General features: G+C 67.6%; 10 protein-coding genes and 1 pseudogene. 7 read left to right on the plus strand and 4 right to left on the minus strand.

Going from position 1 to position 12,553, the window contains the following annotated elements; all coding sequences use genetic code 11:
• The first annotated feature begins 19 nt into the window (after window positions 1-19).
• Window positions 20-991: an NAD(P)H-quinone oxidoreductase gene (locus ACJ512_RS28950; protein ID WP_407685396.1), complete on the plus strand. Its 972-nt coding sequence runs from the start codon at window positions 20-22 to the stop codon at window positions 989-991.
• On the opposite strand, the gene ACJ512_RS28955 is transcribed toward ACJ512_RS28950, so the two are convergent.
• Window positions 988-2,184, minus strand: a complete 1,197-nt coding sequence (locus ACJ512_RS28955) for a cysteine desulfurase-like protein (protein ID WP_407685343.1) — start codon at window positions 2,182-2,184, stop codon at window positions 988-990. The two genes, ACJ512_RS28950 and ACJ512_RS28955, sit on opposite strands and share 4 nt — an antisense overlap.
• Before the next feature lie 117 nt (window positions 2,185-2,301).
• Here ACJ512_RS28955 and ACJ512_RS28960 point away from each other — a divergent pair, with 117 nt between their 5' ends.
• From ACJ512_RS28960 to ACJ512_RS28985, 6 genes and pseudogenes are all read left to right on the plus strand, one after another.
• Window positions 2,302-4,275 (plus strand): DUF6541 family protein, encoded by a 1,974-nt coding sequence (locus ACJ512_RS28960; protein WP_407685344.1) that lies wholly within the window; start codon window positions 2,302-2,304, stop codon window positions 4,273-4,275.
• An 11-nt stretch (window positions 4,276-4,286) separates the two neighbouring features.
• Window positions 4,287-4,804, plus strand: a pseudogene (locus ACJ512_RS28965) (bacterial proteasome activator family protein).
• A gap of 21 nt (window positions 4,805-4,825) precedes the next feature.
• On the plus strand, window positions 4,826-5,629 hold the full coding sequence (gene wzt / locus ACJ512_RS28970; protein ID WP_407685345.1) for a galactan export ABC transporter ATP-binding subunit Wzt/RfbE: 804 nt from the start codon (window positions 4,826-4,828) through the stop codon (window positions 5,627-5,629).
• Window positions 5,626-6,555 (plus strand): galactofuranosyltransferase GlfT1, encoded by a 930-nt coding sequence (gene glfT1, locus ACJ512_RS28975; protein WP_407685346.1) that lies wholly within the window; start codon window positions 5,626-5,628, stop codon window positions 6,553-6,555. Before wzt ends, glfT1 begins: the two co-directional genes overlap by 4 nt.
• A 49-nt stretch (window positions 6,556-6,604) precedes the next feature.
• On the plus strand, window positions 6,605-7,435 hold the full coding sequence (gene wzm / locus ACJ512_RS28980) for a galactan export ABC transporter permease subunit Wzm/RfbD (RefSeq protein WP_407685347.1): 831 nt from the start codon (window positions 6,605-6,607) through the stop codon (window positions 7,433-7,435).
• A 40-nt stretch (window positions 7,436-7,475) separates the two neighbouring features.
• Window positions 7,476-8,084 carry a DUF2202 domain-containing protein gene (locus ACJ512_RS28985; protein ID WP_407685348.1) on the plus strand — a complete coding sequence of 203 codons (609 nt, stop codon included), beginning with the start codon at window positions 7,476-7,478 and terminating at the stop codon, window positions 8,082-8,084.
• A 93-nt stretch (window positions 8,085-8,177) separates the two neighbouring features.
• On the opposite strand, the gene ACJ512_RS28990 is transcribed toward ACJ512_RS28985, so the two are convergent.
• The 3 genes from ACJ512_RS28990 to ACJ512_RS29000 all read right to left on the minus strand — a co-directional run bounded on the left by ACJ512_RS28990 (window position 8,178) and on the right by ACJ512_RS29000 (window position 12,502).
• Window positions 8,178-9,941, minus strand: coding sequence for an oleate hydratase (locus ACJ512_RS28990; RefSeq protein WP_407685349.1), 1,764 nt, complete (start codon window positions 9,939-9,941; stop codon window positions 8,178-8,180).
• A gap of 20 nt (window positions 9,942-9,961) precedes the next feature.
• Window positions 9,962-10,819, minus strand: coding sequence for a 3-hydroxyacyl-CoA dehydrogenase (locus ACJ512_RS28995; protein WP_407685350.1), 858 nt, complete (start codon window positions 10,817-10,819; stop codon window positions 9,962-9,964).
• A gap of 192 nt (window positions 10,820-11,011) precedes the next feature.
• Complete coding sequence (locus tag ACJ512_RS29000) at window positions 11,012-12,502, minus strand: YeeE/YedE thiosulfate transporter family protein (protein ID WP_407685351.1); 1,491 nt, start codon at window positions 12,500-12,502, stop codon at window positions 11,012-11,014.
• Window positions 12,503-12,553 lie beyond the last annotated feature (51 nt).

Consider the following 12,553-nt stretch of genomic DNA (forward strand, 5'->3'; position numbering starts at 1 on the left):
ACCTAGTAGCGTGGCCGGCATGCGCGCCATCGTCGCCGAATCCCCCGACCGGCTGTCCTGGCAGGAGGTTGCCGACGTCTCCGCCGGCAGCGGCGAGGTGCTGATCGAGGTCCGCGCCGCGGGCGTCAACCGCGCCGACGTGCTGCAGGCCGCCGGGAAGTACCCGCCCCCGCCGGGAGCCAGCGAGACCATCGGCATGGAGGTCTCGGGCGTCGTCGCCCAGATCGGCTCCAGGGTCTCCGAATGGTCTGTGGGGCAAGAGGTTTGCGCGCTGCTGGCCGGCGGCGGATACGCCGAGCACGTCGTCGCCCCGGCCGGGCAGGTGCTGCCGGTCCCGGACGGGGTCGACCTCGTCGACGCCGCCGGGTTGCCCGAGGTGGCGTGCACGGTGTGGTCGAACCTGGTGATGACCGCGCACCTCGGCGAAGGGCAGCTGCTGCTGGTCCACGGCGGGTCCAGCGGCATCGGGAGCCACGCCACCCAGGTCGCGCGGGCGCTGGGCGCCCGGGTGGCCGTCACCGCCGGATCGGCCGACAAGCTCGAGTTCTGCCGCGAGCTGGGCGCCGAGATCCTGATCAACTACCGCGAGGAGGACTTCGTCGCCCGGCTGCGCGACGAGACCGGCGGCGCGGACGTGATCCTCGACATCATGGGTGCGGCCTACCTGGACCGCAACCTCGACGCGCTGGCCACCGACGGGCAGCTGGTGGTCATCGGCATGCAGGGCGGGGTCAAGGGCGAGCTCAACCTCGGCAAGCTGCTGGCCAAGCGGTTGCGGGTCATCGGCACCACGCTGCGGGCCCGGCCGGTGAGCGGGCCCAACAGCAAAACCGAGATCGTGCGGGCGGTGACGGACTCGGTGTGGCCGATGATCGCCGACGGCCGGGTGCGGCCGGTGATCGGCGCGCGGCTGCCCATCGAACGGGCCGGCGACGCGCACCGCCAGATGGTGAACGGCAAGGTGACCGGCAAGATCCTGCTGACGGTCTAACCCAGGGACGCCAGCGCACGCACCAACTGGTCGACCTCGGCCGTCGTCGAGTAGTGCGCCAGCCCGACCGTGACGGCGCCGCCGATGTCGTTGACGCCCAGCACGTCGAGCGCGCGCGAGGTCTCGTCGATCACGGCCAGGATGCCATTGTCGGTGAGCCGCTGCATCACCCGCTCGGCGGGCACGTCCTGCACGGCGAAGCTGACCACCGGTATCCGCGACTCCGGCTGGCCGATCAGCATCACCAGCGGCAGCGACCGCAGCGACACCATCAGGTAGTCGAAGACCCGGTTCAGGTAGGCGCCGGCGGACTGCATGGACAGCGGCAGGCGTTCGCGGCGGGTGCCGCGCGCGGACTCGTCGAGGGCGGCCAGGTACTCGATGCTGGCGACCACCCCGGCCAGCAGACCGAACTGGTGGGCGCCGACCTCGAGTCGGGCCGGTCCGGTGGCCCGCGGGTCCGTGGAGATCGAGGCGAACGAGTTGATCATCGCCGGATCGCGGAACACCATCGCCCCCACCGGCGGGCCGCCCCAGGCCGCGGCGTTCACCGCCACCACGTCGACGTCGGTCTCCTTGACGTCGAGCAGCCGGTAGGGCGCGGCGGCGGAATGGTCGACCACCACCAGCCCGCCGACGTCGTGCACCAGTTTGGTCATCGCCCGCAGATCGGTGACCGTGCCCAGGGTCGTCGACGCCGAGGTGACCGCGACGAGCCGGGTGGACTTGCCCACCAGGCTCTCCCACTGCCACGTCGGCAGCTCACCGGTCTCGATGTCGACCTCGGCCCACTTCACCTTGGCGCCGTAGCGGTGCGCCGCGCGCAGCCACGGGGCGATGTTGGCCTCGTCGTCGAGGCGGCTGACGACCACCTCGTAGCCCAGGCCGGCGCGCGAGGACGACGCTTCGGCCAGCGCGGACAACAAGATTGCGCGATCGGCGCCCAGCACGACGCCGGCCGGGTCGGCGTTGAACAGGTCGGCAACCGCCGCGCGCGCCGCGTCCAGAATGGCCGCGCTGCGCTGCGCCGACGGGTGTGCGCCCGCCATGCTGGGACTGGACCTGCGGAAAGCCGTCGACACCGTGGTCGCGACCGAATCGGGGATCAGCATTCCGGTCGGAGCGTCGAAGTGCACCCACCCGTCACCCAGCGAAGGATGCAATCCGCGCACCCGGGCAACGTCGTAAGCCATGCCAGCCACCTTAGAGCTTTCGCCATTCCGCGAAATTGTGACGGTAGCGGGTGCCCAGACATTCCGGCCAGACAGTGGCATCCCGAGCCGGGGCACCCGGGTAGCCATACTAGTCCGGTGGGTTTCTGGTTCGGAACGCTGATCGCACTGTTCCTGCTGATCGCACCGGGCACCATCGTCGCACGCATCAGTCAGCTGAGCTGGCCGGTCGCCATCGCGGTCGGGCCGCCGCTGACCTACGGCATGGTCGCGCTGGCGATCATCCCGCTCGGTGCGGTCGGCGTCCCGTGGAACGGCTGGACCGCGCTGGCCACGCTGGTGCTGGCGGGCGCGGTGATGACGGGGCTGCAGCTGCTGCTCGCCCGGTACCGGGACACCGCGGCGGAAGCCCGAGGGATCGGCCGCGGGCCGGCGCTGGCCGTGGCCGCCGGCGTGCTGCTGGGTGCGCTGCTGATCATGTGGGCGGCCTGGCGCGGCATCGGCGCGCATTGGCAGACCATCCCGAGCACCTGGGACTCGGTGTGGCACGCCAACACCGTGCGGTTCATCCTCGACACCGGCCAGGCCTCCTCCACCCACATGGGCGAGCTGCGCAACGTCGAGACGCACGCCCTGCTGTACTACCCCTCGGTCTTCCACGCGCTCACCGCGGTGTTCTGTCAGCTCACCGGGGCGGCGCCGACCACCGGCTACACGCTGAACTCGGTCGCGGCGGCGGTCTGGCTGTTCCCGGTCAGCGCGGCCGTTCTCACCTGGCGCCTGCTGCGCGCACGCACGACGGTGTGGCGCACCGCGGGGGCGTCGGCGGCCGCGGCGCTGCTGTCGGCGTCGTTCACCGCGGTGCCCTACGTCGAGTTCGACGTCGCCGCGATGCCCAACCTCGCGGCCTACGGTGTCGCGGTGCCGACCATGGTGCTGATCACGTCGACGCTGCGCCACCGCGACCGCATTCCGGCGGCGATCCTGGCACTGGTCGGCACGTTCTCGGTGCACATCACCGGCGGGATCGTCGTCGGGTTGTTCCTGTTGGCCTGGTGGCTGCTCGACGCGCTGTGGCATCCGGTGCGCGGGCGGCTCGCCGACTTTTTGACCCTGGCCGGCGTCGCGGTGGCGGCGGCCCTGCTCATGCTGCCGCAGTTCGTCAGCGTGAAGCAGCAGGAAGACATCATCGCCGGGCACTCCTTCCTCACCTACCTGAGCAAGAGGCGCGGCCTGTTCGACGCCCTCTTCCAGCACTCGCGGCACCTCAACGACTTCCCCGTGCAGTACGGGCTGAGCGCGCTGCTGGTGGTCGGCGGGCTCATCCTGCTGGTAAGGCGGATCTGGTGGCCGCTGGCGGCGTGGCTGCTGCTGGTCGTGGTCAACGTCGACGCGGGGACCCCGCTGGGCGGTCCGATCGGCGCGGTCGCCGGCGCGGTCGGCGAGTTCTTCTACAAGGACCCGCGCCGGGTGGCGGCCGCCACGACGCTGCTGCTGCCGCCCATCGCCGGTGTCGCGCTGTTGGCGATCGTCGGGGCGATCGTGTGGGCGGCCAGGCGCCTGAGCACGCGGTTCACGCCGCTGCCGGAGCGCGCCTGGGCCGCGGCGACCGCGGTCCTGGTGGCGGTGGCCGGGGTGCTGAGCGCCTGGCACTACTTCCCGCGTCACGCGTTCCTGTTCGGCGACAAGTACGACTCGGTGATGATCGACCAGCGCGACCTGATGGCGATGGCCTACCTCGCCAAACTGCCCGGCGCCCGCGACACCCTGATCGCCAACGCGAACACCGACGGCACCGCATGGATGTACGCCGTCGCCGACCTGCACCCGTTGTGGACCCACTACGACTACCCGCAACAGGCGGGCCCGGGCTACAACCGCTTCGTCATCTGGGCATACGCCCGTAACGGGGTCTCCGATCCGCGGGTGGTCGAAGCAGTCAAGGCGCTCAATATCCGCTACATCCTGATCAGCAAGCCGACGGTGCGGGGTTTCGCCGTGCCCGACGGGCTAGTGTCATTGGAGAAATCGCAGTCGTGGGACCTGATCTACGACAATGGCGGGGCCAAAATCTATGAATGGCGCGGGAAGTCCGCGGCGCCACACGCGTAGCTCGGAGAAGGATGGTGACCCATTGAGCACGGGCAACGAGGATGACGGCATCGAGGTCATCGGCGGCGTCGACCCGCGGATCATGGCGGTCGAGGACGACGACTCCGACGAACGCTCGTTGACCGACCTGGTGGAGCAGCCCGCCAAGGTGATGCGCATCGGCACGATGATCAAGCAACTTCTCGAGGAGGTGCGCGTGGCGCCCCTCGATGACGCGAGCCGCAACCGGCTGCGCGAGATCCACGCCACCAGCATCCGCGAACTCGAGGACGGCCTGGCCCCGGAACTGCGCGAGGAACTCGACCGCCTCACGCTGCCGTTCAGCGAGGACGCCACCCCGTCGGACGCCGAGCTGCGCATCGCCCAGGCGCAGCTGGTCGGCTGGCTGGAGGGGCTCTTCCACGGCATCCAGACCGCGCTGTTCGCCCAGCAGATGGCCGCCCGCGCACAGCTGGAGCAGATGCGCCAGGGCGCGCTGCCCCCGGGCATGGGCAAGACCGGCCACTCCGGGCACGGCCAATACCTCTAAGAGGTCGCAAAGCAGGTGACGGTGCCCGGTTCCGGTCCTCACATCGAGACGCACAACGCGTGGGTGGAGTTTCCCATCTTCGACGCCAAGTCGCGCTCCCTGAAGAAGGCCTTCCTCGGCAAGGCGGGCGGCACGATCGGACGCAACAACTCCAACGTCGTCGTCGTCGAAGCGCTGCGCGACATCACCATGTCACTCGAACTGGGCGACAGGGTCGGCCTCGTCGGCCACAACGGGGCCGGCAAGTCGACGCTGCTGCGCCTGCTGTCGGGCATCTACGAGCCCACCCGCGGCTGGGCGAGGGTCACCGGCCGGGTGGCGCCGGTCTTCGACCTCGGGGTCGGCATGGACCCGGAGATCTCCGGCTACGAGAACATCATCATCCGCGGCCTGTTCCTCGGCCAGACCCGCAGGCAGATGCTGGCCAAGGTCGACGAGATCGCCGAGTTCACCGAGCTCGGCGACTACCTGTCGATGCCGCTGCGCACCTACTCCACCGGGATGCGGGTGCGGCTGGCGATGGGCGTGGTCACCAGCATCGACCCCGAGATCCTGCTGCTCGACGAGGGCATCGGCGCGGTGGACGCCGACTTCCTGAAGAAGGCCCAGTCCCGGTTGCAGAGCCTGGTGGAGCGGTCCGGGATCCTGGTGTTCGCCAGCCATTCCAACGAATTCCTGGCCCGGCTGTGCAAGACCGCGATGTGGATCGACCACGGCGTCATCCGCCAGTCCGGCGGCATCGAGGACGTGGTGCGCGCCTACGAGGGCGAGGACGCGGCCCGGCACGTGCGCGAGGTGCTGGCCGAGACCCGGTCCGTGGGATGAGCGAATCCGGCACCGAATCCGTCATCGCCGTCGTCGTCACCCACCGGCGTCCCGATGAGCTCGTCAAGTCGCTCGGCGCGCTGAGCACCCAGACCCGGCTGCCCGATCACCTGGTCGTGGTGGACAACGACGGTTCGTCGGACGACGGCCGCGTGCGTGAACTGGTCGCGGGGCAGCCCGTCCCGACCACCTACCTGCCGTCGCGCCGGAACCTCGGGGGTGCGGGCGGTTTCGCGCTGGGGATGCTGCACGCCCTGGCGCAGGGCGCCGACTGGGTGTGGCTGGCCGACGACGACGGGCGCCCCCAGGACAGCCGGGTGCTGGCGACGCTGCTGGCGTGCGCCGAGAAGCACGGGCTGGCCGAAGTGTCGCCGATGGTGTGCAACGCCGACGACCCGGCGCGGCTGGCCTTTCCGCTGCGGCGGGGCCTGGTGTGGCGCCGGCTGACCAGCGAACTTCGCACCGAGACCGGCGACGACCTGCTGCGCGGCATCGCGTCGCTGTTCAACGGGGCGCTGTTCCGGGCGTCGACGCTGGAGTCGGTCGGGGTGCCCGACCTGCGGCTGTTCATCCGCGGCGACGAGGTGGAGATGCACCGGCGGCTGGTGCGTTCCGGGCTGCCGTTCGGCACCTGCCTGGACGCCGTCTACCTGCACCCCTGCGGGACCTCCGAGTTCCGGCCGATCCTGCGCGGCCGGATGCACACCCAGTACCCCGACGACCCCGGCAAGCGCTTCTACACCTACCGCAACCGCGGCTACCTGCTGTCGCAGCCGGGGTTGCGCAAGCTGCTGGTGCAGGAGTGGGTCCGATTCGGCTGGTTCTTCCTGGTGACCCGCCGCGACCCCCGAGGGTTTCGGCAATGGCTTCGGCTGCGCCGCATGGGGCGCCGCGAGCGGTTCGGCACCCCAGGAGGCCTGGCATGACACGCGCCGACGACGATGCAGAGCGAAGCGATGAGGAGGAGCGGCGCCGATGACGTTGCTGGATGCGGCGACACAGTCACGCACGTTCGCCCGGGCCCGCGGTGACCTGACCGCCGGTTTCCGGCGTCACGAGCTGTGGCTGCACCTGGGCTGGCAGGACATCAAGCAGCGCTACCGCCGCTCGGTGCTGGGCCCGTTCTGGATCACGATCGCGACCGGGACCACCGCCGTGGCGATGGGCGGGCTGTACTCGAAGCTGTTCCACCTCGAGCTGTCGGTGCACCTGCCCTACGTGACGCTGGGCCTGATCATCTGGAACCTGATCAACGCCGCCATCCTGGAGGGCGCCGACGTGTTCGTCGCCAACGAGGGACTGATCAAGCAGTTGCCGACGCCGCTGTCCGTGCACGTCTACCGGCTGGTGTGGCGGCAGATGATCCTGTTCGCGCACAACATCGTCATCTATCTGGTCGTGGCGATCATCTATCCCAAGCCGTGGTCGTGGGCCGACCTGTCGGTGCTTCCGGCGCTGGCGCTGATCGTGCTCAACTGCATCTGGGTGTCGCTGTGTTTCGGCATCCTGGCGACCCGCTACCGCGACATCGGCCCGCTACTGTTCTCGGTCGTGCAGTTGCTGTTCTTCATGACCCCGATCATCTGGAACGACGACACCCTGCGCCAGCAGGGCGCCGGGCGCTGGGCCGGCATCGTCGAACTCAATCCGCTGCTGCACTACCTCGACATCGTCCGCGCCCCGCTGCTGGGCGCCCATCAGGAGCTGCGGCACTGGGCGGTGGTGCTGGCCCTGACCGTCGTCGGCTGGGTGCTGGCGGTCTTCGCGATGCGGCAATACCGCGCCCGCGTGCCATATTGGGTCTGAGCCCGGGGCGAGAGATTGCCGAAATGAACGGAGTCATCGGATGAATCGCGACGACACTTCGAAACCGGCGGCCACTGGCCCGTTGTCCGATCACGAGCGGGCAGACCTGGTCTTGATGCGGGAGGAGGAACGGCTGGCGCGTGATCTGTACCGGCGGTTCCACCAGGCTTGGGATGTGCCGATCTTTGCCAACATTGCCGCCAGCGAGCAGCGTCACTACGACGCGATCGGGCGACTGCTCAAGCGCTACGACGTCCCCGACCCGTCGGCCGGGAAGCCGCCCGGCGTCTACGCCGACACGGAACTCCAAGATGCCTACGACGGGTGGCTCGCCCGGGGACTGTCCTCGGCCCAAGGGGCCTACGAGGTCGGTGTCGAACTCGAAACCGGTGACATCGCCGATCTGTCCCTGGCCTTGGAGGCCTTGGAGGCCTTGGAAAGCAGCGACGAGGCAGCCATCCATCGGGTCTACGAGAACTTGCGTACCGCTTCTGACAACCATCTGCGGGCGTTCGAAGCGGCGATATCGGGGCGGCCTCTGGGCGACCCACGTTGGCGTAGGCGCGGCGGTGCACAGGGCGGGGATGGTTGCGGCGGCGGTCGAGGTGGTCATGGCCCTCGTGGTGGCCGCGGACGACGCGACAGTTGAGTCGGTCGGCACTGCCCTTCGGCGTCACCGGGCGCGAAAGCGGCCTCGACGCCAGACTCGTCCGATGTCGCTCGCTTTGGCGCGACGCGTTCGTCAGCCTTTGATCAGCCCGTATTCGACGAGTAGTTCGCCGATTTCGTTGTCGGTCATCTTGTTGACGAGACGTTGACGCAGGATTTCCGGGACGGGGATGTCGATCTCCTTGCCGTCGCGCAGGTGCACGGCGGCGGCCAACAACTTGCGGATGTCGTAGGTCGAGTCGAAAACCTCCGGCACACCGCGGTCCACACCGAGCAGCCGATAGGCGGCCTCCATGCCGGTGCGCACCGAGTATTCGGTGGTGAAGATGCAGTCGCGGGTGGTTTCGGCGAACTGGCCGATGAACGCGAAGTTCACGGCCCCCTCGGGAACCACATCTGGCCGGTCACCGGAGGCGCGTGGCATGAAGAATGCGGTGACATAGGGCATCATCACCGGAACCGTCTTGGCGCCGTCGGCCGCCAGTTCGGGAATCTCGTCCTCGGGGACGCCCAGGTGATAGAGCCATTCCCGGGTGATCTCCTCACCGGTGCAGTCCTGCATCGGCTTGTCGACGTAGTCACCCGGGACGTCGACGAACAGTGCATACAGCCATACCACGATCTGCTCGGGTGGCTGCTGCTTGAAGTGGGGCTGACGGTTGACCGTCCAGCTCAGCAGCCATTTCGAGTCTCGCGCGGTCACGATGCCGCCGGTGACGACCTTGCCGCTGAACGGATTCCGCTTGCAGATCTTCTGAATGTATTGCGGGATGCGCCGATCCAGTGTGGTGACGGTGGCCGATTCCCACTTGGTTTCCGGGATGTGGGCACCGAACACGTCGGGGTGGCCGAAGCAGGGATCTTTGGCCGCGATGCGCCGCCACAGCTCCCAGGCCGGCGCCGGTCCGGTGTTGAGCGTTGCGGGGGTGTGATGGTCGCCGTTGTCGGAGTTTTCGGTCAGCGAGCCGATGGTGGTCAGCACCAGATCGTCGGGCCCGAGGTCGACACCGCCGGACACGCCGTCGCGTATCCAGTGAATTCTGTTGGCCTGCTTACGCTCTTCGCTGATGTCGAATTCGATGTCGGTGACCTCGGTGTCGAAGTGAAACGTCACCCCCTGCTCCAGCAGCCACCGGTAAAGCGGGAGCACCAGCGATTCGTACTGGTTGTATTTGGTGAATTTCAGTGTCGACAGGTCGGGCAGTCCGCCGATGTGGTGGATGAACCGGTGCAGATAGAGCTTCATCTCCAGCGCGCTGTGCCACTCCTCGAACGCGAACATCGTGCGCCAGTAGAGCCAGAAATTGCTGTCGAGGAAGTCACGACCGAACACCTCGTTGATGCGTTTGTTCTCCATCTCTGCGCGTGACGCGAGGAAGACTTTGACGATGTCCTTCTGCGCCTTGGCGTTCAACGCGAACAAACCGTCGGTGTGCGCATCCTGACCGCGGTTGACGGTGGCGCGGCACAGGCTGTAGTTGGGGTCGTCCTTGTTGAGCCAGTAGAACTCGTCGAGCACGCTCGCGCCCTCGATCTCGATGGACGGTATGGACCGAAACAGGTCCCACAGGCATTCGAAGTGATCCTCCATCTCGCGGCCCCCGCGAATGACGAAGCCCCGCTTGGGTTCTTTGATGCCGTCGAGCGCCCCGCCGGGCAGTGCGAGCCGTTCCAGGATGGTGATCCTGGCACCGGGCAGCCCGCCGTCGCGGATCATGAACGCCGCCGCCGACATCGACGCCAGGCCGGCACCGACCAGCCAGGCGGTCTTGTTCTCGACGCCCTCGGGTTTGCGGGGGCGGGCAAAGGCCTCATAGTTACCGCTGCTGTAGTACACGACGTTTCCCCTCCGGCCGATCACTTATAGGTGTAGAAGCCCTCGCCCGTGGCGAGACCGAGCTTGCCCTTGTCGATGTAGTTCTCTTTGAGCCAGGCCGCGATCTTCTGGGATTCGGCGTCCCCGTGGACCATGATGTTGTACGGGGTGGTGAGGCCGATGATGTCGAGAATCTGCAAAGGGCCCAGCGGCGCACCGGTGGCGATGCGCCAGGTGCGGTCGATGTCCGACGGATCGGCGTAGCCGCCGAAGACGAGTTCGGCCGCGGCGTTCAGAAACGGCACCAGCAGCGAGTTGAGAACGTAACCCGCTTTCTCCTTGTGCAATGCGATGGGCACCATCCCGATGGCTTCGGCGAAGTCGACCACCGCCGCAAAGATTTTAGGGTCGGTATCGGCGGTACCCATGATTTCGGCGGTGTTGAACTGCCAGACCCGGTTGGCGAAGTGCAAGGCCAGGAATCGGTCGGGCCGGCCGGTGGCATCTTTGAGATCACTGGGCAGCAGCGTCGAGGAGTTGGTGGCAAAGATCGTCTTCGGTGGCGCCAGCGCGGCGAGCTTCCGATAGATCTCCCGTTTCAGTGCGAGGACTTCGGGAACTGCCTCGATGACCAGGTCGGCATGTTTTACGGCTTCGTTCAGATCTGAGGTCAGGGTGATCCGATTCAGCGCCGCGGCCGCCGCTCCGTCCTTGGCGTCGGGAACCTCCTTGCCATAGGTTTCCACCAGGTGGTCATACCGTTTTTTGGCAACCTGCAGTGCGTCGTCGTCGATGTCGTAGGAGACGACGCTGAGCCCCTTGAACGCCGACTGGAAGGCGATCTGGGAGCCCAAAACGCCGGCGCCCAGGACTGTGACGTGGTGGATACCGCTATTCATGAGTCGCTCCGTTCGTCCGTCACGCTACTTCCCGACATCGCCTCGGCCATTACGCTCGACAGCGAGCCAAACATCTCGGGTGCGGGGGTTTCTAGTGTCCAAAGGCCCCAGTCGATAGCGACGCCGATCACAACGGCTGTTATCGCGGCAAATGTTCGGGCCCAATGGGACCCGTGGAATCGGCCGGCTGGTTCAACGCCGCCCCTTCTTCGCGCCGTGCCACCGCGGGTTGGCCCACCACGACAAGGCGATCGTGATCGCGACCACCAGCAGCACCGGGATCACGGCGGGGATCAGCACGTCGGAGAGCGTCAACAGCCCCTCGTTGCGCCCGCCGGTCAGGACCGCACCCAGGGCGGTCATGACGGCGAAGCCAGTGAGCACGACGCCCAAGAGCACCCGAGCGCTGACTCTCGTCGCCTCACGTCGCCGCACCGGTTGGGTACCCGCGCCGGCCAGGGCCGTGAGCCAGCTCGCGTCGCGATAGACCAGCCGGGCCGTCGCCACCATCGCGGTCACGGTCGCCGCGGTGAACAGCCACCCGCTCAACGCCAGTTGGATCCCCCCGCTGAGCATGTGGCCGCTGGTGCATCCGCCGGCCATCCTGGCACCGAAGAGCACCAGAAACGACCCGCCGAAGCAGCCGATGGCGCGCCTGGCCGGGCTTGGACCGAACCGGTTACGCCAGGAGGGCGGCACGACCGGACGGAATGCGGTGAAGCGCCGGCTGATGAACAGGGCGCAGATGAACCCGCCGAAAAAGACGCCGACATCGGTGAACGGCTCCCATCCGATGTTGCTGAACACCGCTGCGCTGTAGGCGAAATGGGGCAAAAACAGGTGCCCGACAAGCCACGAATATGTCGTGGACTGCCCGAAGATCTGATGCAGGAAGATCGCCAGGACGGTTACGACGGCGATGGCGAACCCGACGGTGCCGATGGTTCGCGCGTAGAAGTTGGCGCTGGGGACCTCGCGCGACGTCAGGCGCTGATACCAGTTCGGGGTGGGTGAGCCCGTCGCGTCGACCGCTCCTTCGGCAAGGTACTGCGCGGTGTCGCGCATGAGCACCCGGTCGTGCTCGTCGAGCGGGCAGCGGGCCAGGTGCCGAAAACAGCTGTGCGTGCCACCCCGATACCGGGGCAGGAAGTACAGCAGCGTCGAGGCCACTCCTGCGTAGCCGAGGGCCACGACGAACGTCGGCAGCGGACGGATGTGCGCGATGTTGCCGGTGACCACCAGATCCCCGAAGTTGGCCGCGCTGACCAGCCAGCGCCCGGCAGGTGTCTCATAGAGCGCTGTCCACGCCGCCGCGCCCAACAAGCCGCCCGGGATCGCGTACAGCACGTCGCGGCGGCCTTCGCCGAGGGCGATCCACTCGCTGCCGGGGAAATAGCCGCTGATGGCCACGCCCACACCGAAGAGCAATCCCCCCAAGGTCACTCCGTAGACATAGAGCGGCTTGGGGGAGAAATGCATCGCAAACCCCAGCGCGTAGAGGCCGTAGAGCATGAGCGCGCCGACCGCTGTGACGAACGCAAAACAACCGATGAGCAGCCGGTCGACGAGCCTGGCCGCCCGGATGACGGTCTCGGGATTGCCGATTCCCCACAGGGCCGCGGGAATACCGAACGCAGCGCCGATGAGCAACCCCACCCAAAGCGGAGCGGTCACGTCCACCATGTCGATCCATTGTGCGCCACGTCGGGAACGCAGACGACGCCGGCGTACCGA

It is taken from the genome of Mycobacterium cajalii (genome assembly GCF_045809005.2).
Taxonomy (GTDB): domain Bacteria; phylum Actinomycetota; class Actinomycetes; order Mycobacteriales; family Mycobacteriaceae; genus Mycobacterium.

What these genes read in the sequence shown, in the direction of transcription:
- ACJ512_RS28985 (WP_407685348.1), top strand. Translation starts at nt 7,476, where the DNA reads ATGAATCGCGACGACACTTCGAAACCGGCGGCCACTGGCCCGTTGTCC.
- ACJ512_RS29000 (WP_407685351.1), bottom strand. Translation starts at nt 12,502, where the DNA reads ATGGTGGACGTGACCGCTCCGCTTTGGGTGGGGTTGCTCATCGGCGCT.
- ACJ512_RS28955 (WP_407685343.1), bottom strand. Translation starts at nt 2,184, where the DNA reads ATGGCTTACGACGTTGCCCGGGTGCGCGGATTGCATCCTTCGCTGGGT.
- glfT1 (WP_407685346.1), top strand. Translation starts at nt 5,626, where the DNA reads ATGAGCGAATCCGGCACCGAATCCGTCATCGCCGTCGTCGTCACCCAC.
- wzm (WP_407685347.1), top strand. Translation starts at nt 6,605, where the DNA reads ATGACGTTGCTGGATGCGGCGACACAGTCACGCACGTTCGCCCGGGCC.
- ACJ512_RS28950 (WP_407685396.1), top strand. Translation starts at nt 20, where the DNA reads ATGCGCGCCATCGTCGCCGAATCCCCCGACCGGCTGTCCTGGCAGGAG.
- ACJ512_RS28995 (WP_407685350.1), bottom strand. Translation starts at nt 10,819, where the DNA reads ATGAATAGCGGTATCCACCACGTCACAGTCCTGGGCGCCGGCGTTTTG.